Source organism: Lactococcus garvieae, assembly GCF_016027715.1.
Classification (GTDB): Bacteria; Bacillota; Bacilli; order Lactobacillales; family Streptococcaceae; genus Lactococcus; species Lactococcus garvieae_A.
Genome location: NZ_CP065691.1, coordinates 1,030,896 through 1,053,668 on the forward strand (window position 1 = coordinate 1,030,896; position 22,773 = coordinate 1,053,668).

Below are 22,773 nucleotides of genomic sequence, written 5' to 3' on the forward strand. Positions count from 1 at the left end.
CCTGCCTTTCATCAACTGGTTGTTAATTGCCTGGCGTGTCAGAAAGTTTCCAGATGAGACTTGTAGTATAAGCTGCTGCTTTTTTAGCTGTACTTCCGGGGACAGTAAGAGTTATCGGTGACTTAGTTGCAACTGCATCTTGAGCAGTTGCACTCGCATCATAGTCAGCCGTAGCACCTAGAGCATATGTCCAAGTACCCATTCCTTCATTGGCTTTTGCTGCCATCACGACTTGGTCAGAGGTACTTAGTGTAAAGTCTGATGCATTAATATTTGATGGTTTGGCAGCCGTTACTGTACCATTTCCTGCACCCTTACTAAACTTAAGCTCTGCACCTGTTAAATATGTCCCCAGTGGCGCACTAGCTTCAGGCGTGGTTGTAATATCAGTGCCATTTTCTCTAAATTGTGCATCTGTTGCTACAGAAAGTGTCCATCCTGCAAACGACCCGCGCACATCAGTAACTTGTGCATAATCTGGTACGATACCTGTTACCGCTCCACTTCCATCAACTATTTTTTGTCCATGTGCATAATAAGTTTCAGTCGTTGAACTAATTTTTTGTTTTCCAAAAGACAAGCTTGATGCAAAGTCTAAACTCAGTCCTTTTGTTACTTCTACCGGCGGAGTAACTGGTTTTCCTGGATCAGGATTTTCCGGTATAACCGGTTTACCCGGATCTGTTGGATCCACTGGTTTAGTGCCCGTATCTCCCGTTACAAATTCTAAATCACCTGAGGTTGGATAATTAGCATCTGCAGCAAAAACAGTGCTCGTCGCGATAGGAGTAATGACCATTAAAGTTGCAAGTGTTGCAGTTGATTTTAACATAAGTTTATTCATGAGTTTATATTTCTTCCTTAATTCTTTGTAATTTATGATTATTATATCTAATAAGGTTTTGTGTGCTGTATATTAGCAGTGCTCCTCCTAATATAGAGAACATGAGCTGTGGCAACGGGCTAGAATCTCCCGCACTTGGAATGATTTTTCCAATTTGTTTATTTTCAGATAAAGTTAAACCATTATTTTTTTCTTGATTTTTTCTCTCTTGATCATTTAAATCATATTTTCCGACAAATCCAATGCTATCACGATTGTTGTAAGTTACCTTGTCTGCAGACGCGTGGAGCATCCCAGAACCAGTCGTCAGTAGGAAAACAATCAAAAATAAAATTTTCTTTAACATTACACCTCCAACTCTTTGGGTTTTTATTAATTTGAGGAAATAAAGTTAGACGTCAATCACCTTAAACCACAAATCTATTTAATCACACCCTTTGTACGTAAGTCAATCTTAGTTTAATGATTTTTTTATTTTTTATTTTTTTCAAAAAAAAAAATAAAAAAAGAAGATGTTAAAGTAGATAACATCAATGTTTTACTGCTTATGCCTTTTCTTTTCGCAAATATTATTTTATACAATTTTTCTCTAAGCATCGAAAATACATTTACAAAATATTTTCATTTTGTTATGATTGAAAAAAAATAAGAAATGAATAAAAATGAAGAAACCACACTTAAAAATATTAATTACTATCCTTATTCTTTTAATGTTAGGAACTCTTTCTGTTCCTTTTTCTAAATATTTTGGAATAGCAACACATTCTCAGCTGACAAAAACGGAAGTCGTAAAAAATAACCTGCCTCGTGTTATCCCTGATTCTGAAACAATTAAGGCTCCTGATTTGCAAGATGTTATTAATGCTTATGGCAAACAAAACAATGCGGCTATTGGGCAAATTGTTGCTCCCAGTGTTTCTGTCAGCCAACCAATTTTTGTAGGGTTAACAAAAGATAATATGGCGCAAGGAACTGTCAGCCTTTTTCCAAAACGTGACCCGAGCCAGCAAACTTTGACAGTAATTGGGCATCATGTCCAATATGACTCCAGCCTCCTTTTTGGTGGTGTTCAAGAGTTAAAAAAAGATGCCGAAATTTACATTCGATATTTTGATAAATATTATGTTTATAAGGTGGAGTCCAATCGTATTATTAAAGAAACAGATCTGGAGGCCCTACAAGATAAGGGAGCAAATTACCTCTATTTGATTACTTGTAATACAGCTACCCAAACACCTTATCGAGTCCTTGTTACTGCCAAAAAAGTAACTGTCCCCTCTCAACACCTTCAAGCCTCCTTTACTCATGAACAAAAAGTCATCAAAGAAGCGCATACCAAGTCTTATTGGATAAAATTTCTTTTACCTTTGTTCATTACACTGGTTATGACTGTATTATTTTTAATTTATATTTGGAAGTTATAACTCTCTTTATTAAAGTAAAAAAAAATCATCCATTTGGTGATTTTTTTGCTTTTCATAATATTATATGCTATCTAGTCCCAAAGAGAAGTCTTCCCGACATGCATGAAAGAACTTTCCCAGTACTTGTTGTTAAAGAAGATTCACCGTCTAGTATTCTTACTTTTTGGGAATTTTCAAGTGCAACGGTAGTATCTGGCGCAAAAAAGATTTTCTTTTTCCTTGTTTTACCTTTCTTCTTTTCTTCCTCTTTATGAACAGGTTTATGAGGTTCCTTCTTAGGTTCTTCTGATTTTAATGGAGGTTTCGGAGCAGGTATCGCTTCGGGCTCCTGAGGTGTCACTTTCGATTCTGGCGAAAGTGGATTTAGCACTTCTGCTGCTTCAGATGTGCTTTGTGCACCTGGTCCTGTTAAGCTAAAAGATAATAATACTAACCCACAGACAAACAAATAAGTAATCTTTGTCGCTCCTCTATTTGTTTTTTTCATCAAAGATACTCCTTTATATTTTATTGATTATCTGGAAGCTCACTTAGTATCCATGTTAAATTTGTACGGTAATCGGCTGCTTCTTTAGGCGTTGAACCAGGAACATAGAGACTCACGGCTGAGGTAAAATATCTTTCTATATTCTCTTCCCCTGCAAGAAGTTCTTTTTTGAACAACTCTTTTTTACTTCCCCAACGAACTAGCCAAGTGCCTCCACCTTCCCCAGAATCTGCTTGTGCAATTAGTGTTTCCACTCCTGGTATTAAGTCCATCACTTCATAAGATTTGGGTGACTTTGCGTCACCATTTGTTACTAATGTTGGCTTCAAAAAGGACATAGAAGCTCCTTTTAATTCTTCATATTTAGGTGCTTTCTGAGCTCTTAATTGTACTTTTTCATAAACCTTTAGAGTCCAACCTTTTAAAGTCCCACGGTTATCTGTTACTTGTATGAAATTGGGAGTAATTAATGAGGACTTATAATATTTTTGCGCTTGGGCGAAATAAACTTGATTTTTATTTGAAATCTCATTCATACCAAAATCAAGGCTACTTGCAAAGTCGATTGAAAGCTCGCCCCCTGTACCTTGGTTAGGTTTTGTACCATCAGGATTTATTGGGTCTACTGAAGTATTAGGACTTTCAGGATTAACTGGAGGAGTTACACCACTAAAAGGAAGATAGACAATACCTGCTTTACTATTATAATCCACTGTATTTTCATCAGCACTTACTCTTTGAGTTATGTGAATAGAGGTGAAAAGACATATTAAAAAAATTAAAACTTTTATATTCAACACTTCTCCTTTCTAGTGATTTCCCGTCTATATTAATTTCTATATTTTTCTTGTTTCAAATGTTTTATCAAGATTCCACCTAGGAGAAGCGGTAATAAAGCCAAGAGAAGATACGTAAGGAATGAGGAATCTCCTGCATCTGGTATTTTTTCACTCTCTAACATTCCCGATGCTACTAATTCCTCAGGAGGTAAGCTCTTAATTGTATCTTTAGCTGGCTGATATTCACCATAAAATCCCGTTTGTCCATAACCTTCATAAGTAGCAGCAGAAATTGAAACACTCATAAAACTAAATGAGAATAACGACAATACAAATATAACTGATAATTTTCTAATAATTCTCTTCATAGGAATCTTCCCTCATCTAAGCATCTATTTATGATAATTTTAACATTTAGAATTCAAGAAGTCATTCTTTTTTTCCATTTTCAAAAAAAAATAAAAAAACAACTAGGCGTTGAAGTTGTCTTTCTTGATTTTTACTACACAATTACCAAAAAATTCCCAGTCATAAGATGTTGGTGGAGATGCCCAAATAATCTGCTCTGCATCTACTTCTAGTGAAGGGAGATTTGACAAGTAAATATCAATATTTTCGTCGTTTCTTCCTAAACTGGCTTCAATATTTAAGAATCCTAAGGACATTATATTTTCTAGTATATAGCGATTATAGGATATACCATAGGAAAAATCGACACATATTTTAACCGACCGTCTCGTCTTATGTACTGTCGTATAGCATAAGAGCAAAAACATATATTCGCGGATAAGTGCCTCATGCTTTTCTTGAAATAAATTTCTATATTGTGTATCTAAAAGCATTTGATCTGCAAAATTTCGACAGAACAATTCTATTTCTTCATAATTTTCTCCCATAAACTTGAAATCATTTAGGCTGGATGAATCAAAGTTTGCTCTTAAAGAGATAAGTAGTCGGAGATGGATATTGTTTAATTCAGCCTGTGTTTTTTTCTGATTTATCTCAAATTCATGTCCAGAAAATTTATCAATGAAGGTCTTAGTGAAAAGTCCTGTCAATCTTCTTACATTTTCAGGTAGCTCAAAATTGCACACCGAAGCTATGCCTTCACTTGAGAGAAAATAAAGGAGTTCATAGGCTTCATCAAGTACTTCTTCTACTGATTCGTCTAAAAAATCACTTAGAAGCTCTTGTATAGGCCATACAAAATCACCGTTAACTTTCATAAAACCAGTGACTTGTGCTTTATTTCCTAGATAATTTCGAGTATAGATTACAAAAAGACGATAGAGTATTTTAGTCTTATCTGTTAGACTTAACGGTTGTGAGAAGAGCCCTTCTATTTTTTCCAAGTTTCTCAACATTTGTTTAAGATCATTTGAGACATCCTTGGAAAAACTTTGATAAAGATCACCATACAAAGAAAGATAAAAGTTATAAAGAAATTCTCTGATCATCCATTCTTCACCTGAAAATTTCATATTTTTATCAATGGATATCCCATACGCTACAGATAACTCCGAAAACTTTTTAACGAGTTTATAAGTCGCAGATTTAGATAAAAAGACAACTTCTTCTAAGTCAGATATTTTATTAACTTCTTCTGTAAATATTGCTCTGACAAGGGCCTGCATCTGGGAACGCTTTGCATAATGATTTAAGAGTAACATTATGTTGCCTTGAGTTTTTCTTTCATAACGGACATAACTTTTTTGTGTATGTAAGTCAATAAGATAGTGATTTTCTAATTTCCAAGCTTTTATTTCTGTCTTTATTTCTGTTAATAGTTTTTTTACTTGGTAGTTATTAATTTTTAATTCTTCAATTAAATCGTCAAAAAGTACTGTCGAAAGGTGATGATTTTCTAAATAATATAAGATTTTAAGCTTTTTAAAATCATCTTCGTCTAAATATTTTAACACTAAACCTTCCTCCAGTTACTACACTTAATTTTTTTCTATTATATAACATTATATAATATTGAACAAATGTAAATGAAACAAATGAAAAAATCACTAGTAAAAAACTTAGTGATTTTTGTTTTAAATGACTTCTATATCTGTCGATTACTCAGCCTTTAAAGCAGCCATTGTCATGTAATTATAAGGGCTATTGAAATGCGGTAAAAAGAATAAATCTAGAAGTGCGAGTTCATCTATTGTTTTTTTATCTTGAATCGCTAAGCTAAACATATTGATATTACCTGCGATAATTTCACTATAACTCGCCAATTGTGCGCCGACAATTCGTCTGCTTTCTTTTTCATAAACAATACGAATTTTGACGGTATCGTTATCCTCGTGTAAAAACCAAGCTTTTTGCTTATCTTCAAAATCTGTATAGGCTACATCCAAGCCAAACTTTTGAGCGGCTTTCACGGAAAAACCTGTTGAAGTCATATTGTAGCCAAAAATCGAAATACCATTTGAGCCTTGTACACCAGGAGCTTCCAAAGGATTCCCGCCCATATTATGTCCTGCAACAATTCCTGAACGTACAGCATTTGAAGCCAAGGCAATATATGTGAAGTCTTGTAAAGCATTAGAATAAATTGTGGCTACATCTCCAACTGCATAGACATTAGGGTCACTTGTTTGTTGATGTTTATTGACCTTAATTGCTCCATTTTTTAGAGTATCAAGTTTATCACTTGCAAGGGCACTGTTTGCTGTAAAACCAATACAATTTATAACCATATCAACATCATAAGTATCTTTATTGGTTACAATTTGCGAAACATGCCCATTTGTTCCTTTAAATTCTTGTGCAGTTTCACCAAAATGCAGCTCAACACCGTGATTTGAAAGATTTTCATCCATTCTCTGAGCAAAGGATTCATCATAATATGAAGCAAGAGAGGTTGATTCTGCATCAAAAAGTAATACTTCTTTTCCGCGACGTTGTGCCGCTTCTGCAATTTCTGTTCCAATATAGCCTGCACCGATAACTGCTACACGCTTTACTTCCTCTTTCGCAAACTCTTCATCAACTGCTTGTCCTTCTTGGAAAAGTTTTAGAAAATGAATCCCAGATAGTTCATTACCTAGAATTTTAGGAATGATTGGACGAGAACCCATGGCAAGAATAAGCTTATCATATTCTTCAACTAACTCTTCTCCTGATTTTGTTGTAGCATGTACTTTTTTCCCCTCAAAATCAATTGATGAAACTTCTGTTTCAGTCAATACTTTCGCTCCTTTTGTCTCAAAATCATCTGGACGTGCATAAAAGAGTTCATGAGGTTGTTCAATTTGACGACCAACCCACAGTGCGGTTCCACAGCCTAGATAACTCATATTGCTGTTACGATCTATCATCACAATCTCGTGGCCTGAATAGTTGTCTAACAATGTATTTGCAGCGGCAATGCCGGCGTGATTTGTGCCTATAATAACGATTTTCATGTTGGAAAATCTCCTTTTTTTATTGTAAAAGTTTTTACAATAATAGTTTAGCACACTTACCTTATAATACTTTTGTAAGCGCTTGTGAAGTTTGTGAATTCACGAACTTCACAAAGTGTACCAAAATACAAACTACTTGAAAACACTAAAAAGTGCCCATCCCAAAAGGTAGGCACTCCAGTAAATTATCCAATATTCAAGAAAACTTGAGCTATCTTTCGTTTTCTCATATTTTCTCGAAACATAAACTTTACTCGTTTTTTGCTTTTTCAGCGAGCATTTTTTTCACGAACTCAGGCATTTCAGTACCTTTAGCCTTGTCCATCGATTTGGCTACTTGGTTTTCATATTCTGAAGGTGTTTGATCGTGTCCATCTAAGCGTTTTTCGCCCTCTAAGTTTTGAATAGCTGTAATATCCTGAGAAACTTCTAAACAGCCAAGATATTCTCCTGTTTCTTCATCACGCATCGCAAAGTAACGAATGTATACTTTTTTATTAAACCGGTGTAAATCAATCCAAAAGTCTGCTTGATCCCTTATTCCTTCCTTGAAGTCCTTTAAAATCTTTTCCACGGCATCCATCGATTTAGGCGGATGACAATCGATAACACGACGCCCAATAACAGATTTCGCACGGGGGAAGATTCGCTCTCCCCCAGAGAAAAAGCGAACAATATCATCTTGATCGACAAAGCTTAAATCTACAGGAAGGACATTGAATAAAGCAGTCAGTTCATTTAAATGCATAATTCCTGTTGGAAGGACAACCACACCATCTCCCTTAGCCTTCTCCCAGTCATATTGGCGCTTAATTCGCTTAGGCTTTACCATCTCATTAGTAGTATCTGCCGCAATTGCAGATGTCATCTCTTTTGCGGACTCAATCGCTGCTAAACGTGCTGGTTCACGTTCTTCTTCTTTATCACGCGCTTCTTTTGAAGCTCTCCATTTTAGAGGTTCGGCGATAAAGGAATAACCAATTTCTGTCGAATCTTGCTCAATTTGTTCCCAATCGTCTAAAGAAAATACTTCTAAGCACATAGGAATCATTATTGCTTCTTCTTTAAAAATCATTTCCTCGATTTCAGTGGTCATATCTTCAAGTAAGTCACGCAAAGGATTCAATGCTACTTTATCTGATTTCAGATAATCAATTGTTTCTTTAATCATTTCACGTACAGCATCATCTACACCCCACATTACCTTTGGTGGTGCTGTAATTTCATATTTTTCCATAAAAGAAAAGATTAAAGTTTCTTTGCGAGTATAGTGTTTATCAATATTGTACAAATCTTCAACAGCTGCAAGTAGGCGATTCTTTAAGGACCAGTCACCTTTTTCAATCTTCGCAAAAACCCAACGTATCTCATCATTCAGCAATGAAGTTATCACTTGATTTTCCAATTTTAGAGTGTGAATAGGATGTCCTGGCGTATTTTCCTCTAAAGAAGACTGATGAATTTCTTTAATGGAACCCTTAAATACTGCAGCATGGACATTGCACAAGCGTTGAATTTCTGAAGGATTTAATCCACCTTGGATGAGAGCCTTCTCGGCGCTCGTAATCTCTGAAACATCAACACCATCAAATTCTTCATTAAAAATTTTTTTGGCCTCTTCAAAAGAGCCGCCCTCATGCAATAATGTTAATATTTCTACAATCCTTTTTTGACGGTCAATAGTGGTTGATTTTTTTGCCTGAACCTCCATTATTTATCTCCCTCATCAGTAAACTCAAACCCGTTTGCAGCAAATACTCGAACAATTTCATCCCAATCAATATGCTTCATTTTCGCTCCCACTGGGATCGTCACCATGCGTCCAGCAGTTTGAAGCATACCAGCGACTTTTATTTCATGGAAGCCCAGCTCATCCATGATATCCACTATTTTAGGATATTGTGTGGCCAAATCATAAAGTCTGGCATCTATATTAAGTTGAATCATTTATTTCTCCTTAAAAACTAAATATCAAGTTTTGTGAAAAACTTAGACAACTTATTCTAACAAAACTCAAATAACTTTAAAAGAATAATATAGATTTCTTTATAAAAAAACTAACAGTTTTAAACTGTTAGTTACTCGTTTTTTCTTACATTATTCTATATGCCTAACTTCTTGTCGAGTGTGTATACCATTAAGTTCATCCAACATACTCACAGATACACTGACAAGAGAGTGATAATCACAGTTTTCTACTTCAGCCTTATACATCGCGATTTCCTCTGAAGTCTTACCTTCCAGTAACATTGCATGTTCTGTATAAGATATGATAGATTCAGCATCTCCTTCAACATCAAAAAGACTGTACATCTTTACGCTCAATAGTTTCTCCTAAATTATAATAAGTAGCTTCATACGAGTATATTATATCACTAATTCAGAAGGAAACAAGAGCTTTCTTATCTTTTTTCAAAGTAAAAGACCTCCCCAAAGAGGAGGCCTTTTCAGGCAACTTGCGTTGTGTCAGAGAGGTTCACACACGCTGACAAGTTCTCATGCTTCCTGCACGAACAACTCAATGTTCCAGAACTCCTGTGCTTCAATAATCTACCTAAGTAGATAATCGACTCATCGCATAAATTCATTATAACATAATTTTACTTTTGATGAGTAGATTCAGTATTTATCTTTATTTAGAGCAAGAGTTTTTCATTTCTTTATATGTTTTCACAACATTTTCAACTGTGAAGCCATACTCAGATAAGACAACACTTGCTGGAGCTGAAGCTCCCCATGTGTCTACTGTTACAGTAGCTCCTGCCAAGCCAATATATTTAGCCCAACCAAAACTTGTTCCTGCTTCCACAGCTAAGCGGCAGCAAACATTTTTAGGAAGAATTTCTTCTTTATATTCAGCCGATTGCTCATCGAAGATATTCATTGATGGCATAGAGACAACACGAATACCCTTGCCAAGTTCTTTCTTAGCTTCCATAGCAAGTGCAACTTCTGAACCTGTAGCGATGATAATGCCTTCTAACTCACCTTCTTCTTTAGAGAGGATGTAAGCGCCGCGGTTTAAACCTTCTTCTGCTAATTGCGCTGTGCCTTCAAGTACAGGTAAGTTTTGGCGTGTTAAGACAAGTGCTGTTGGACGATCTTTGCTTGAAGCTGCACGACGCCATGCAGCAATCACTTCATTTCCGTCTGCTGGTCGGATAGTGTCCAAGTTTGGCATAGAACGTACTGCTGCTAATTGTTCTACAGGCTCATGTGTCGGACCATCTTCACCAACAGCGATAGAATCATGGGTCCATACGTATGTTACTGGCAATTCTTGCAAAGCGGCCATACGTACTGCTGGCAACATGTAGTTACTGAAGACAAAGAAAGTCCCACCATATACACGTGAACCACCATGAAGAGCGATACCATTCATGATTGCTCCCATAGCAAACTCACGGACACCAAACCAGATGTTACGGCCTGCATAGTTATCTGGCATAAAGTCTGTATCATTTTTAGCCATTGTGTTGTTTGAAGCTGATAAGTCAGCTGAGCCACCCCAAAGGTTTGGCATTTGTGCTGAAAGTTCTTGGATAGCTTCTTGTGATGTGACACGTGATGCTTTGCTTGAGCCTAATTCGTGTTTTGTTAAATCTAACTCAGGTGTTTCATTTTCAAAAGCTTTAACATATTGTTCGGCAAGTTCTGGATATTTTTCAGAATAAGCTTCGAAAGTATCGTTCCAGATTTTTTCCATAGCTTCACCACGCGTATTAAGCGTTTGACGGAAACGTTCTGTTACTTCTTCAGGTACAGTGAATTCAGGATAATCCCAGCCGTAAGCCTTTTTAGTGAATGCAATACCTTCAGCACCAAGAGGAGCGCCATGAACAGCAGATGTTCCTTGTTTTTCAGAGCCATAACCGATTACAGTTTTCACTTCGATAATTGTTGGTTTGTCTGTTTCAGCTTTTGCATGTTCAATCGCTGCTGCGATTTCAGTCATATCATTGCCATCTTTAACCAAAAGGTGTTGCCAACCATAGCTTTCAAAACGCATTTTAATATCGTCAATAAATGACTTATCCAAGTCACCATCAAGAGAGATATTATTTGAGTCATAGAAAAGAACAAGTTTTCCAAGTTTCAATTTACCTGCCAAAGAAGCTGCTTCTTGTGAGACACCTTCCATAAGGTCACCATCACCGTTAAGGGCATATGTATAATGGTCAACGATTTCAAATCCTGGTTTATTATATGTAGCTGCCAAATGAGCTTCAGCCATTGCCATACCTACAGCATTAGCAATACCTTGCCCCAAAGGACCTGTAGTTGCTTCTACACCATCTGTCCAGTTCACTTCTGGATGTCCTGGAGTTTTTGATTCCCATTGACGGAAGTTTGTCAAATCTTCGATTGATACTTTGTAACCTGCCAAGTGTAAAAGGCTATAGAGCATTGCTGAACCATGACCTGCAGACAGTACAAAACGGTCACGGTTAGACCACTTACGTCCTGTTTGTGGGTTCACGTTCAAGAATTTGCTCCAAAGTACGTAAGCCATCGGTGCTGCACCCATTGGTAAACCTGGGTGGCCAGAGTTTGCTTTTTGGATTGCATCCATTGACAATGTACGGATTGAATTTACAGCCAATTGATCAGTGTAGTCAAACATATTTATCTCCATTTAATCTTTTAATAATACATTATATTATAACATAATTGAAAACGTTTTTTATTTTCACTTTACTAAAAAATCAGTTTTCCTGAACGAAAGCTGATTTTTGTAAACGTTTACATTAGGTTAGGCTTTTGATTTGTCGCGTGCATTCAAGACTGCACTCAGTATTAAGACGATAGCCAAGAAACCAAGGATAAGTGCAGTAATTGCCCCGGATCCCATTTCCCCAACACGACCGATAACAATACCTGGAATCAGATAATCCGTATCCGCAAAGGTTGCTGATGCATCTGCACCGAAAGCTCCGAGTGATGGAATAATGAAAAGTGGCAACCAAGACAAGAGGAGGCCGTTTGCGAAAGAGCCGATTACGGCACCACGACGTCCACCATTAGCATTACCAAAGATAGCTGCAGCTGCTCCGCAGAAGAAATGTCCTACAACCCCTGGAATGATAACTGTTATCCCCATAGCGAGCATGACAACCATTGACAAGCAGCCTGTGATAAATGAAACGAAGAAACCAATCAATACCGCATTTGGTGCATAGGGAAAGACGATTGGAACATCTAAGGCGGGTTTAGAGTTAGGTACTAATTTTTGTGCGATCCCTTGGAATGCAGGAACGATTTCTGCCAAAATCATACGTACCCCTTGCAGGACGACGACGAAACCGGCAGCAAAAGTTCCAGCTTGAACCAATGAAAAGATAACAAAGTTTGTCCCTCCAGACAGTTCTGCTTCTACATAAGCAGGACCTGCAGCAATAGCCAAAAGAATATAGACAACCGCCATCAATAATGAAATCGAAACAGTTGAATCACGTAAGAAACCTAGTGATTTAGGAATATTAAGTTTTTCGGTTGATTTTTCTGGATCAGAATCTCCAAACGTTTTTCCTAACCAACCCGCAAGAGCATAGCCCATGTTCCCGGTATGGCCCATAGCTACGTTGTCTGTTCCTGTAATCTTTCGCATGAAAGGTTGGCACAGTGCTGGTGTAACTGTTAAGAGTGTCCCTTCAAAAATTCCTCCAAGAAGGATTGTCTGCCAGCTTTCCCCCATACCTGCAGAAACAAGAATAACTGCTGCCATACAAGAAACATACAGCATTGCTTGGCCAGTCAAGAAAATATATTTAAATCTTGTGAAACGTGCCAGTAAGATATTCACAATCATCCCGACAAGCATAATCAATGCTGTTGGTGTGCCATACTCAACAAGAGCTAGAGCAACGACGCCTTCATTTGTTGGAACAATCCCTTTCACATGGAAGGCATGTTGGAACATATCGGCAAAGGGTGCAAGAGCTCCTACTAAGATTCCGGCTCCTCCAACTAAAACTAAGAATCCAGCAAAGGTTTTGACAGAACCTTGAATAACAGCTGTAGCTGGTTTCTTTTGTAAAATAAGACCGAGCATCGCAATCAATCCGACCAAAAGAGCGGGTGTTGTCGCGACAGAGACAATAAAGTTTAAAACTCCATTCATTTTGTTTGTTCTCCTAAGTTTATTTTTTCAAATTATTTTTCAAATTTGGATCAGCTGTGCGCAATTCCTCTTTCATCCAACACCTTCACCAGAGCTTCACGCGCTGCCTCACGGTCAATAATTGAAGAGAGAGGAACAATTTTTTCTTCCGGAAGATTTGGTAATGCTGTCGTCAAAGTGGCTTCTACAAAGAAATAGTCGGCTGAGTCAGGAGTAGCTGAACCTACATCCATATGATCCAATTCAAATTCATTGATGTCCAAGCCCATCTCTTGTAAAAGTGCTTGTAGATTCATTTGTACCATGAAGCTTGTTCCTAATCCTGATTGACATACACATGCGATTTTCATATTATTCTCCTTCTTTTTCTGAAAATATTTGTTCAAGTTCTGCTACCGTCTCTGCCGTGAGCATTTTATTTAATTCTTCTTTATTTGATAAAATCTGTGTCAGGGTTGATAATGCTTTGAGATGTGTTTCATTATCGATTGCTGCTAACACAATAAATACTTTAATTTCATGCTTTGGATCATCTTGTAAATAAACAGGCTGGTCACATCTTAAGAAGGACATTCCTAGCTTATTTACACCATCTTCTGGACGAGCATGAGGCAGCGCAATCCCCATACCAAGATCAATATAAGGGCCAAACTCATCTACACGGTTAATAATCGCGGAAATATAGGATTCCTCAATTTCACCCTGAGTGAGTAAAGGCTGAGCAGCAAGCTCGATTGCCGATTTCCAATCCAGCTTTTGTTCTGTAAATTGTATTTTTTCTTTAGTTAATAAATCTGAAAGCATTACTCCTAATGCCTCACTTTCTGTTTTTTTATTATTAAGTTTGCGATCTATGATGCGCGTCAGTTGCTTTTTAGTGGCATTGCTTTTAATGTCAACATAGGGCTCTATAGCACGTAGGATGGCTTGAGCATTGGGTTTATAAAAACCTGGCAAATCAAAATCTTGTGAAATTTGATTATAAAGCTTTGTTTCTTCTTCAATATCTGGAAATGCAGACATCACATAGAGTTTCTTTTCCGTTAGAACAGGAACAGTTGAAAAAATAATGTCATAAGAACTTGCAGGAATTTTGTCTAGGTCTGAAGCAGCTGAGCTCAGAAGAAAGGTCATACTCGGAAACATATTTTCCAACCGTTTACGCATAATCAAACTGGAGCTAATCCCATTCACACATAAAACAATAGCTCGTATGTTTTGTGTATATTTTTTCTTATAAATTTCTCCTCCAAAAAGAATTACAAAGTAGGCACGTTCTCCTTCCGAAATTTCACCACAGGCTTCACGAAGAGGCATTAAGGCCAAATCCATTAATTCAAATAGTGAGGCATATTCTGTTTTGATTTTGGTTAAAAGGACATTATCAATCTCGTAATGATACTTTAGACGAAAATATGCTGGAACAAGATGCGCCCGCAAAGCAGAAAAAGTCTTTGTAAAATCTTCGAACTCTACTGCTGTTAATTTCATAACATTTTCCATGATTTCAAAACCGATACGGTAAAGGAAATCAAAACCTTTTTTTTCAAAATTGCCGTCACTCATAGCCATTATGAGAGCTTCAATTTCTTTCAAATTTTGCTGAAACAGGTCTTGGCTCCCAAGACGTGCTTGAAGTAGGGCAAGATAAATCAGCATGGGAATATAACGGCTATGCACCACCTGAACGCTAAGCTCTTCCATAAAAAGACTCGTTTTTTGTCCTATCTCATAAATAAACAACTGATTTTTATTATTCAGATATTTGGAGAGAACATAATAATCTTCCTCATCTTTCAGTACTTGCAAAAAGTTCCAAGCTGTGCGACGTAATTCTTGTTCATCACCTAATAAACAGAAGCCTGCTTTACGTGAGTATTCCAAGCTAAGATTTGTTTTCGCTAGGCGGTTTCGCAATTTTTTAATGTCGGATAAAATAGTATTTCGACTGACATTAAGAAGAAGTTGGAAATCACTAATAGATAATGAAGAGAGTTGGGAAAAGCTGAGCAGAAAAATGAGACATTGTCTTTTAGATTCACTCAGTGTAAGTGCATTTTCTTGCAATTTAAACCGAATTTCTTCAAAGTTTTCTATTTTCTCGGGAAGGGCTAATACCTCATCTTTAAATTCTAAGGGTCTTTGGTTTCGCTCTTGCAATGTCTTATTGAGCTCAACAAGTTGTCTTTGAAATTCTTGCGCGTGAAGGCCCGTAAGTTCAAGGACTTTTTCAAGTTTCCAGAAACGTCTTTCTGAAAATAGTAGGATATCTAAGTTATAACTAAGCATCTTTTTTCCTCACATTTAAATTATAGCGTAATTTTTTTAGGTAAAATCACAACTTAAGTCCAAAACAAGAAAACGTTTTCTTTAAAGATTGGACTGTTCCTTAAAAATTTAATTTTGCCTATTTTAAAAATCGCTTTAATGAAAAAGCGATTTTGTATTTAGTTGATATACTCCAACGGATTGAGAAAGAAAAAGTCTCGAAAATTAAAGACTTAAACAATATCAATCCCATGCAAAGCAGCAAAAAAAGAAGCCTGACTCAAATTGACTTTGATATTTTTGGCCAGCTCTGGACTTACATCGAGTCTTTCAAACTGATTTGTTGAAAAGTCAATACCTGAAAGTGAGGTTTCCCAAAAATTCGTCTGTTCTAAATCATTTCCTTCAAATTTGACCTGTTTAAACTGACAAGCAATAAAAAGACTTTCTTTCATCATATTATCTGAGAAACACACACTTTTCAACCGTGCACTTGAAAAGTTCACATAGTTGAGAAGACTATTCTGGAACTGTACATCTTGTAAGAAAGAATTTGTAAATTCAGTTCCTAATAATTTACAGTCTTTAAAAAGACAACGATAAAAACCAAATTTGGAAAAAGCAAGATTAGAAAAATCACACTTTTCAAAAACACAATCCGTAAATTCTAAATCTGCTGTTACGGAAAGCTCAAAACTAATGTTTTGCAAACGACAACCACTAAATAATTGGCGGTTTTCTATCAAAATCTCCTGATTTTTAAGCTCTACTTGATAAGCTTCATTGTCTTCTAAATCAGCAAATTCTACACTATCCAGTTCTGCTAATAACTTGGGAGCTAAAATTTTCTTCATAGAAGTTTTTTCTCCTTCAAGTTTTCCGTAGAGGAGCTAATTTCTGGTTTCCCCCACTGGTCAGCCATACGACTTGACCAAGTCGAATTCAAACGACGAGCACCTGCATAATCATCCTGAAGCTTATCATACTGACGAATCACTTCTTCATCTTGATGGATATATTTTTCTGGGAAAACCACAGCATCGTGGGGTAATCTAGGTTTCACAGGATTTACACGTGCTGCTTTACCTAAAGCAATAGCAAAAATGGGATACGTATAATCCGGCAGCTCCAAGATTTTGGACAGTTCAGCAGATTGGTCACGAATCAAACCAACCATTACTCCACCATAGCCCAATGACTGTGCTGCAAGTAAGGCATTTTGCCCTGCTACTGCAGCATCCACAGATGTAATTAGAAGTGATTCTACACCCTCGGGTTGAAAAGCTCCACCATTCATTTGTACTGCCGTTTGAGCTCGGTTTAAATCCCCTACAAAAACTAAGAATGCTGCGCAATTTTTAATTGCTTTCTGTGGTTGATGTGCAAAAATGGCATCTTTTTGCTCTTGGGATTGTACAACAATAATCGAATAAGATTGGAAGTTTTTCCAGTTAGGCGCCGCACGGCCAGCATCAATAATTGTTTTTAAAACTTCTTCTGGAATTTTTTCATCCGTAAAGTTACGAACTGAACTGTGTTGCATCATCAAATTGATTGTTTCATTCATGACGACGATTCACTCCTTCTAGATGAACCTCAGAGGCTAAATATTTTACGCGTTCCATAACACGCTTGGCTGGCCATATTTCATCTGTCTTTTTTGTCTCAGCCAAATGCAATTCAAGCTCAGCCATATTTAAATTTGATGTGAAAAATGTTGGTAGATTTTCCTGCATACGGTGCTGTAAAATAACTTGAAGGATACTGTCTCGTACCCAAGCATTATTCATCTCAGCACCAATATCATCTAAAACTAAGACTTCAACTTTTTTGATTTCATTAACCCAATATTTGGCATTGTCAAAATCTAAATCCGAAATAAAAGTTGGATAGTGCAATAATGTCGTTGAGGCGCCTTTTTTAGAAGAAAGCTCATTAGCCATAGCAGCCATAATAAAGGATTTTCCGACACCAAAATCCCCATAGATATAAAGTCCCTTTTCTTGAGGAAAATTATCAATAAAGTTCTCAACCTTGCGAAACAGATCAAATTGATTTTGATTATCAGTGAAGACATCTCCATAAAAATCAATATGCTTCATTTCTTTAGGGAGACCAATAATTTTGACACGACGTAACTGGCTGCTTGCTTCTTGACGAGCCGCAAGCTCTGCCGTTGTCTGATAGGCTACATCTGCATAACCGTGATTCATGGTTAAAACTGGCTCATAACCTTCTGCTGCCATCTTCTCGTGTTCTTCGAATTTTTTACGTTCCTTAACAAACTCATAAAATTTGGAATAACTGCGTTGAATTTCATCTTCAGTCATTTGATTTTCTGAAATAAAAGCCTGAACTTGCTCATTTTTCATCACTTCAGCCACAAGTTTATCAAAGTTTCCGCGCACATCTGGGCGCTTACTTAAAAGTTCTCCGATTGATTCCATGTTCACTTCTCCTTCTTGTTCTTACGACGTGAAGCTTTATATTGCTCAAACTTTGCAATTTCTTCTGCACTGGTCGTATTGACATAACTTGCATTTGACCATTCAGGTGCTTTTTTCACCAGTTTTCCTTGACTTTTATGTGTCTTATTAGAGGTTTGTTTTTCTTTTGCCTGCTGTTGACGCGCTAAGATACGTTTTACTGCAGCTTCTGCATTATAAACCTTGTGTCGAAGCCAGTCGTTAGCCAGAGTATTTACAAAACGCGCATTAAGACTAGAATTTTCTTGCTGAATCAAGACATAGTGTATCAAAATATTTTGAACTTCATCCACAATATTTTGCTTGCTTAGATTATTAAGGATTTTTATTTCTTCTTGTGAAGCATATCCGCCAGCCTGCTGCTTAAGTTTGGTTAGGAAATCTCTAGGGCTAACTTCTTTACTAATAACAATCAAATCTTGGAAGCCTTGAGGAAATTCAGACAGTGCTGGCAAAGGTTCTGACTTACCAGCTAACATTCTCGTAAGATTGGCTGTATTCAAAGTTTTATCTGCATTAGCCGTTCGTTCTGCTGCTTTAAAAAGTTCATACCAGTTCAAATCAAATTTTTCAGCTAAACTATAGAGCACAAGAATATCTTGAGTTTCATTGGCAAAAGTCAAATGTTGATTTTCCATAATGCTTTTAAAGGAACTCAGATCAAACCTTTCCGTTTGTGCGACGGTATAGGTAGGTTCAAACTTCACCGAATAGACTTCATGAAATTTTTTAGTAACTTCTAAAGCATCTGGTTCATTTTTAGTAGCCAGAGCATTGACTTTATTTTCTCCAATACGAGAAATTAATAATTGTTTATAGAAGTCATCCGCCAAAAATTCTTCAAAATTCAAGGGACTCTTGACTTCTAAAAGATAGCCAGGTTGTTTGTCAAAAACCCGAACCAGTCCTATACCTGAAAGTTTATCTAAGGCATCAATGAAGGGATTAAGACCAAAATCAAGGTACTCCAAAAAATGAGAAATCTTGCCCGTTGAAAAAACGCGCAAGAGTTGATAAAGTCCAAAAGCATCTCGCCCAATAATTGGCAAGTAAAGTAGCGAAAAAGTATCGGCATCAAAGCTGATTTTTCCTCGATTTAGAATACTAAATGAATCGCCTGGTCTCATATTTAATCCTTTTTCTCTTAAACTAAAGCTTTCTTAATCTTTTTTGGTAATATTTTTAAGTAAATCTTCTAATTCACTTACATCTTTAAATGAGCGATAAACACTAGCAAAACGTACATAAGTGATGTCATCCAAATCCATTAATTCTTCCATAACGAACTCGCCAATCACTTCTGTATGTACTTCATTTTTTTCTAATTTACGTACTCTTTGTTCCACCCGATCAACCAGCTTCTCGATGGCTTCACTACTCACGGGACGTTTACGTGCACTACGTACAACACCTGTAATAATTTTATCTCTGTTAAATATTTCGCGAGTATCGTCACGTTTAATGACCAAAAGTGGCATTTCTTCAATACGTTCAAAAGTTGTGAAGCGATTGCCACAGCTTTCACATTCACGGCGACGACGGATCATGTTGTCTGCTTGACGTGAATCAACTACTCTCGATGATTCAGATTGACATTTTGGACATCTCATGGCTTAACCTCTCTTTGGAAATTTTGCTTCTAAACGGTAAATTACTTGCCCTTTACTTGAAAATTTTGCTTCATATTCTGTCATTACATTGACTTTGGCAAATTCTTCATCTGCATGCAAGTCCAACCATACTTTTTCTAAAATCATACCATATTGACTCATACTTGCTAAGGAATATTCAAAAAGTCCACGATTGTCGGTTTTGAAATGAATTTCTCCTTCTTTTGGCAAGATTTGTTCATAAGTTTCTAAGAACGACTTGTAAGTCAAACGGCGTTTCTCATGGCGTGTTTTTGGCCATGGATCACTAAAATTCAGATAAACTCTTGATACTTCTGCATCTTCAAAATATTCTGTTAATGCTGCTCCATCAACCAGCATCATCTGTACATTAGGTAATTCCGCTTCTAGAGCTTTATCTAGGGCATGGGATAAAACAGACAGTTGCATATCAATAGCAATATAGTTTATATCAGGGTTTTGAGCAGCCATCCCGGTAATAAAACCACCTTTACCACAACCAACTTCAATATGAATGGGATGGTCATTCCCAAAGCGTTCCGCCCAACGGCCTTTAAAGTCTGCGGGGTTTTCCACAACAACATGTGCGTTATTTTCTAAGTGTTCAGCAGCGCCTTTACGGTTTCTTACGCGCATTTTTTCTCCTATTTATTGAAAAAATAAGAAGGCAAGCCTCCTATTTCATTATCTAATTTTTTAAAACAAACGACAAAAATTCTGAAAACGTGCTATTTCTTGCTCCGTTTCCTTGAGTTGATCCCTTGCCATATATTCTGATATTTGGCGTAGAAAAGAGAGTTTTCCATACCATATCAGATCTTTTTCCATATTCGGGAAAGAGCCATATCCTGAATGTTTCAACCATTCTTCCCAATTTTCTGGTTCTATGTAGTGGGTCAGAACATGCGCAATGTCAACCAGTGAACTGCTCAAAAGCACTGTATCCCAATCTACGAGATAGACCTTATCACTCTCATCATCAACCAGCCAGTTTTTATGGTTCACATCTCCATGGACAACTGTAATATCCTTTGCTTCTAACTCAGGAAGATTTTCTGATAGCTCAACAACTACATTTGCTAAAAAACCATTTGTCTCAAAGATTGAACTTTTACTCAGTACCTGATCCAAGAGATCTGCTGGAAGCATAACCTCATTTCCTAACTTTCTACACGCCTCAATGAGTTTTTCACTTTGGTGTAGATGTCGCAAAATTTGTCCGATTCGATGATCATTCATTTCATCAGGTTTCAATGTATGACCATTAATCCAAGGTTGTGCAGCTAACATGTCACCTTCTGCTGTACGCTTTGTCCACAGGACTTGTGGCGTAATACCTTCAAGATAGACACTCGTCAAAAAAGGGCTACAATTTTTTTTAATAAAAACACGCTTATTATCACTTTCGCCGACATAAGCATTGCCTGAACCACCTTTGACAGGTATCATTGAGAGGCTTGAAGATGTCATATTTTCTCCTTTCTTTGGATTTTACAAAACAAATTATTGTTGAGTGAGGTTGGAATCCTGAAGCAAGAAATTCACTCTCTCAAGAATAGAATCGCCGCGGGATTTTAATTATTTATTTGGGTAGTGAATCAAAATAGTTTGAGTCAGGATATCAGCATATTGATAAGACTCTGTTGTTTTTGGCCCACGAGCCGGGATGTTCTCAATCACAAAGTGAGTAGCATAAGTTTCAATCAGGTTGACTTTATGACGGTTTTCACGTTTACGTCCAAATTGTGATGTAATTTCAATGGTTTGGCCAACATGTTCTTCAACTTGTTTTCTAATATCTACGATTTTTCCTACTTCTTGGCTTTGATTTTGGTTATCCATTTTACTCTCCAATTTTTCTCTAGAAATGCAAAGACAGGCGTTTTCCGCCTAGCTTACCATTTTAAATTTTAAATCTTATCCATTATAACATGAATAGCACTAGAAATGCTAGTCTGCATATCGGTTATCGATACTAGCAAATTTATTATACTCTTTCAGGAAGAGTAATTCCACAGTACCACGACTTCCTGAACGGTTTTTTTCGATAATAACTTCGACTTTATTGTCAATTTCTGGAACTTCATTAAACCCATCATCCTCATCGTCTGCGCCCGCACGATCATAATAATCATCACGGTAGAGGAAAGCAACAATATCAGCATCTTGTTCAATAGATCCAGATTCACGTATATCAGATAGTACAGGACGTTTATCCTGGCGTTGTTCGACCCCACGTGAAAGCTGACTTAAGGCAATAACAGGAACTTTGAGTTCCTTTGCCAAAATCTTTAACTGACGAGAAATTTCAGAGACCTCTTGTTGACGATTTTCACGTCCAGTACCAGAAATGAGCTGCAAGTAGTCAATGACAATCAATCCTAAGTTTCCGGTTTCTTGGGCGAGTTTACGTGATCGTGCACGGATCTCAGTGATTTTAATACCAGGTGTGTCATCAATATAGATACTCGCCTTCGAGAGTGTTCCCATAGCAATAAAATACTGGTTCCATTCTTCATCATTAAGCTGACCGGTACGTAAGTTATGCGATTCAATCGTACCTTCGGCCGCAAGCATCCGGTTAACCAAACTTTCAGCACCCATTTCCAAAGAGAAAATAGCGACTGTTTTATCTTGCTTCGTTCCAATATTCTGTGCAATATTAAGGGCAAAGGCTGTTTTACCAACGGCGGGACGCGCCGCAAGAATAATTAGCTCTTCTTCGTGCAGACCTGTTGTCATTGCATCTAAGGCTGGATAGCCTGTAGCAATACCAGTAATCGTTGACTTTTGCTTCGCCCGCTCTTCCAAGTCATCCAGATTCATTGACAAAACTTCTGAAATGCGACGAAAACTTGATGTATTCCGTCCTTGCTGGACATCAATCAAGGCTTTCTCTGCTTCGGCGAGCACGTCCTCAGCTGGATCTTCTTGGCTATAAGCCTTTTCAACACTCTGTGTTAATTTATTAATCAGCTGGCGTAATAAAGACTTCTCAGCGACAATCTTTGCATAATAAGAGGCATTAGCTGCCGTCGGTGTAGCCGTTGCCAGCTCAGCGATGTAAGCAATACCCCCGATGGTTTCCAAATCATTTTGATTTTCAAGGAGTGAGCGCACGGTCAAAACATCTATAGCTTCACGATTGTCTGACAAATGTTCCATTGCGCGAAAAATAATCTTATGCGCATTTTTATAAAAGTCATCCGTTGAGAGGAATTCTTTTACTTCAATCAAGCGTTCACTATCGAGGAAAATAGCCCCCAAAACAGCTTGTTCGGCGGCTAAATCTTGTGGTGGTGCTTTGATAATATCAATATCAGGCATTT

Annotated in this window: 24 protein-coding genes; 1 reads left to right on the forward strand and 23 read right to left on the reverse strand. The window is 37.1% G+C overall.

Annotated elements, in window-relative coordinates; all coding sequences use genetic code 11:
* Positions 1–22 precede the first annotated feature (22 nt).
* Together I6G50_RS05110 and I6G50_RS05115 are read right to left on the reverse strand one after the other, a co-directional pair.
* Complete coding sequence (locus tag I6G50_RS05110) at positions 23–844, reverse strand: WxL domain-containing protein (protein WP_197909376.1); 822 nt, start codon at positions 842–844, stop codon at positions 23–25.
* A gap of 4 nt (positions 845–848) precedes the next feature.
* Complete coding sequence (locus tag I6G50_RS05115) at positions 849–1,190, reverse strand: hypothetical protein (RefSeq protein WP_197909377.1); 342 nt, start codon at positions 1,188–1,190, stop codon at positions 849–851.
* A 316-nt stretch (positions 1,191–1,506) separates the two neighbouring features.
* On the opposite strand from I6G50_RS05115, the gene I6G50_RS05120 reads away from it, so the two are divergent.
* Complete coding sequence (locus tag I6G50_RS05120) at positions 1,507–2,268, forward strand: class A sortase (RefSeq protein WP_197909378.1); 762 nt, start codon at positions 1,507–1,509, stop codon at positions 2,266–2,268.
* Positions 2,269–2,335: 67 nt separating this feature from the next.
* Here I6G50_RS05120 and I6G50_RS05125 read toward each other — a convergent pair whose 3' ends face one another.
* The 21 genes from I6G50_RS05125 to dnaB form a co-directional block, all read right to left on the reverse strand.
* Positions 2,336–2,755 carry a hypothetical protein gene (locus I6G50_RS05125; RefSeq protein WP_197909379.1) on the reverse strand — a complete coding sequence of 140 codons (420 nt, stop codon included), beginning with the start codon at positions 2,753–2,755 and terminating at the stop codon, positions 2,336–2,338.
* Between the two features lie 20 nt (positions 2,756–2,775).
* Positions 2,776–3,552: a WxL domain-containing protein gene (locus I6G50_RS05130; RefSeq protein ID WP_232252382.1), complete on the reverse strand. Its 777-nt coding sequence runs from the start codon at positions 3,550–3,552 to the stop codon at positions 2,776–2,778.
* A gap of 32 nt (positions 3,553–3,584) precedes the next feature.
* Complete coding sequence (locus I6G50_RS05135) at positions 3,585–3,902, reverse strand: hypothetical protein (protein ID WP_197909380.1); 318 nt, start codon at positions 3,900–3,902, stop codon at positions 3,585–3,587.
* A 102-nt stretch (positions 3,903–4,004) separates the two neighbouring features.
* Positions 4,005–5,456, reverse strand: a complete 1,452-nt coding sequence (locus tag I6G50_RS05140) for a helix-turn-helix domain-containing protein (RefSeq protein WP_197909381.1) — start codon at positions 5,454–5,456, stop codon at positions 4,005–4,007.
* A gap of 144 nt (positions 5,457–5,600) precedes the next feature.
* Positions 5,601–6,938 carry a H2O-forming NADH oxidase gene (gene nox, locus I6G50_RS05145; RefSeq protein WP_197909382.1) on the reverse strand — a complete coding sequence of 446 codons (1,338 nt, stop codon included), beginning with the start codon at positions 6,936–6,938 and terminating at the stop codon, positions 5,601–5,603.
* A 250-nt stretch (positions 6,939–7,188) separates the two neighbouring features.
* On the reverse strand, positions 7,189–8,649 hold the full coding sequence (locus I6G50_RS05150) for a DUF438 domain-containing protein (protein ID WP_197909383.1): 1,461 nt from the start codon (positions 8,647–8,649) through the stop codon (positions 7,189–7,191).
* Entirely contained in the window at positions 8,649–8,885 is a 237-nt protein-coding gene (locus tag I6G50_RS05155; protein WP_197909384.1) for a DUF1858 domain-containing protein, read from the reverse strand. The genes I6G50_RS05150 and I6G50_RS05155 overlap by 1 nt, the downstream gene beginning before the upstream one ends.
* Before the next feature lie 150 nt (positions 8,886–9,035).
* On the reverse strand, positions 9,036–9,251 hold the full coding sequence (locus tag I6G50_RS05160) for a hypothetical protein (protein WP_003135591.1): 216 nt from the start codon (positions 9,249–9,251) through the stop codon (positions 9,036–9,038).
* A 319-nt stretch (positions 9,252–9,570) separates the two neighbouring features.
* A complete protein-coding gene (tkt, locus tag I6G50_RS05165) occupies positions 9,571–11,562 on the reverse strand; it encodes a transketolase (protein ID WP_197909385.1) in 1,992 nt (663 codons plus the stop codon).
* A 129-nt stretch (positions 11,563–11,691) separates the two neighbouring features.
* Entirely contained in the window at positions 11,692–13,059 is a 1,368-nt protein-coding gene (locus tag I6G50_RS05170; protein ID WP_197908152.1) for a PTS ascorbate transporter subunit IIC, read from the reverse strand.
* Between the two features lie 50 nt (positions 13,060–13,109).
* Positions 13,110–13,409, reverse strand: coding sequence for a PTS sugar transporter subunit IIB (locus tag I6G50_RS05175; RefSeq protein WP_042753159.1), 300 nt, complete (start codon positions 13,407–13,409; stop codon positions 13,110–13,112).
* Between the two features lies 1 nt (position 13,410).
* On the reverse strand, positions 13,411–15,348 hold the full coding sequence (locus I6G50_RS05180) for a BglG family transcription antiterminator (protein WP_197908153.1): 1,938 nt from the start codon (positions 15,346–15,348) through the stop codon (positions 13,411–13,413).
* A 212-nt stretch (positions 15,349–15,560) separates the two neighbouring features.
* Positions 15,561–16,181, reverse strand: coding sequence for a pentapeptide repeat-containing protein (locus I6G50_RS05185; protein ID WP_081166333.1), 621 nt, complete (start codon positions 16,179–16,181; stop codon positions 15,561–15,563).
* Positions 16,178–16,894, reverse strand: a complete 717-nt coding sequence (locus I6G50_RS05190; protein WP_197908154.1) for an NADPH-dependent oxidoreductase — start codon at positions 16,892–16,894, stop codon at positions 16,178–16,180. Before I6G50_RS05190 ends, I6G50_RS05185 begins: the two co-directional genes overlap by 4 nt.
* Positions 16,887–17,774 (reverse strand): primosomal protein DnaI, encoded by an 888-nt coding sequence (dnaI, locus tag I6G50_RS05195; protein WP_197908155.1) that lies wholly within the window; start codon positions 17,772–17,774, stop codon positions 16,887–16,889. The genes I6G50_RS05190 and dnaI overlap by 8 nt, the downstream gene beginning before the upstream one ends.
* 2 nt (positions 17,775–17,776) lie before the next feature.
* Positions 17,777–18,940, reverse strand: coding sequence for a DnaD domain protein (locus I6G50_RS05200; RefSeq protein WP_197908156.1), 1,164 nt, complete (start codon positions 18,938–18,940; stop codon positions 17,777–17,779).
* Between the two features lie 33 nt (positions 18,941–18,973).
* Positions 18,974–19,423 (reverse strand): transcriptional regulator NrdR, encoded by a 450-nt coding sequence (gene nrdR, locus I6G50_RS05205; protein WP_042753160.1) that lies wholly within the window; start codon positions 19,421–19,423, stop codon positions 18,974–18,976.
* 3 nt (positions 19,424–19,426) lie between these two features.
* The gene (gene trmB, locus I6G50_RS05210; protein ID WP_081166321.1) at positions 19,427–20,080 is read right to left on the reverse strand and encodes a tRNA (guanosine(46)-N7)-methyltransferase TrmB; all 654 of its coding nucleotides are present in this window, start codon (positions 20,078–20,080) and stop codon (positions 19,427–19,429) included.
* A 60-nt stretch (positions 20,081–20,140) separates the two neighbouring features.
* The gene (locus I6G50_RS05215) at positions 20,141–20,914 is read right to left on the reverse strand and encodes a phosphotransferase family protein (protein WP_003135610.1); all 774 of its coding nucleotides are present in this window, start codon (positions 20,912–20,914) and stop codon (positions 20,141–20,143) included.
* A 108-nt stretch (positions 20,915–21,022) separates the two neighbouring features.
* Positions 21,023–21,286, reverse strand: coding sequence for a Veg family protein (locus I6G50_RS05220; protein ID WP_003134126.1), 264 nt, complete (start codon positions 21,284–21,286; stop codon positions 21,023–21,025).
* 108 nt (positions 21,287–21,394) lie between these two features.
* Positions 21,395–22,771, reverse strand: coding sequence for a replicative DNA helicase (dnaB, locus tag I6G50_RS05225; RefSeq protein WP_003135612.1), 1,377 nt, complete (start codon positions 22,769–22,771; stop codon positions 21,395–21,397).
* Positions 22,772–22,773: the final 2 nt, after the last annotated feature.

Coding starts and splice junctions, on each gene's coding strand:
- I6G50_RS05110 (WP_197909376.1), bottom strand. CDS start 844: ATGAATAAACTTATGTTAAAATCAACTGCAACACTTGCAACTTTAATG.
- I6G50_RS05115 (WP_197909377.1), bottom strand. CDS start 1,190: ATGTTAAAGAAAATTTTATTTTTGATTGTTTTCCTACTGACGACTGGT.
- I6G50_RS05120 (WP_197909378.1), top strand. CDS start 1,507: ATGAAGAAACCACACTTAAAAATATTAATTACTATCCTTATTCTTTTA.
- I6G50_RS05125 (WP_197909379.1), bottom strand. CDS start 2,755: ATGAAAAAAACAAATAGAGGAGCGACAAAGATTACTTATTTGTTTGTC.
- I6G50_RS05135 (WP_197909380.1), bottom strand. CDS start 3,902: ATGAAGAGAATTATTAGAAAATTATCAGTTATATTTGTATTGTCGTTA.
- nox (WP_197909382.1), bottom strand. CDS start 6,938: ATGAAAATCGTTATTATAGGCACAAATCACGCCGGCATTGCCGCTGCA.
- I6G50_RS05150 (WP_197909383.1), bottom strand. CDS start 8,649: ATGGAGGTTCAGGCAAAAAAATCAACCACTATTGACCGTCAAAAAAGG.
- I6G50_RS05155 (WP_197909384.1), bottom strand. CDS start 8,885: ATGATTCAACTTAATATAGATGCCAGACTTTATGATTTGGCCACACAA.
- I6G50_RS05160 (WP_003135591.1), bottom strand. CDS start 9,251: ATGTACAGTCTTTTTGATGTTGAAGGAGATGCTGAATCTATCATATCT.
- tkt (WP_197909385.1), bottom strand. CDS start 11,562: ATGTTTGACTACACTGATCAATTGGCTGTAAATTCAATCCGTACATTG.
- I6G50_RS05170 (WP_197908152.1), bottom strand. CDS start 13,059: ATGAATGGAGTTTTAAACTTTATTGTCTCTGTCGCGACAACACCCGCT.
- I6G50_RS05175 (WP_042753159.1), bottom strand. CDS start 13,409: ATGAAAATCGCATGTGTATGTCAATCAGGATTAGGAACAAGCTTCATG.
- I6G50_RS05180 (WP_197908153.1), bottom strand. CDS start 15,348: ATGCTTAGTTATAACTTAGATATCCTACTATTTTCAGAAAGACGTTTC.
- I6G50_RS05185 (WP_081166333.1), bottom strand. CDS start 16,181: ATGAAGAAAATTTTAGCTCCCAAGTTATTAGCAGAACTGGATAGTGTA.
- I6G50_RS05190 (WP_197908154.1), bottom strand. CDS start 16,894: ATGAATGAAACAATCAATTTGATGATGCAACACAGTTCAGTTCGTAAC.
- dnaI (WP_197908155.1), bottom strand. CDS start 17,774: ATGGAATCAATCGGAGAACTTTTAAGTAAGCGCCCAGATGTGCGCGGA.
- I6G50_RS05200 (WP_197908156.1), bottom strand. CDS start 18,940: ATGAGACCAGGCGATTCATTTAGTATTCTAAATCGAGGAAAAATCAGC.
- nrdR (WP_042753160.1), bottom strand. CDS start 19,423: ATGAGATGTCCAAAATGTCAATCTGAATCATCGAGAGTAGTTGATTCA.
- trmB (WP_081166321.1), bottom strand. CDS start 20,080: ATGCGCGTAAGAAACCGTAAAGGCGCTGCTGAACACTTAGAAAATAAC.
- I6G50_RS05215 (WP_003135610.1), bottom strand. CDS start 20,914: ATGACATCTTCAAGCCTCTCAATGATACCTGTCAAAGGTGGTTCAGGC.
- I6G50_RS05220 (WP_003134126.1), bottom strand. CDS start 21,286: ATGGATAACCAAAATCAAAGCCAAGAAGTAGGAAAAATCGTAGATATT.
- dnaB (WP_003135612.1), bottom strand. CDS start 22,771: ATGCCTGATATTGATATTATCAAAGCACCACCACAAGATTTAGCCGCC.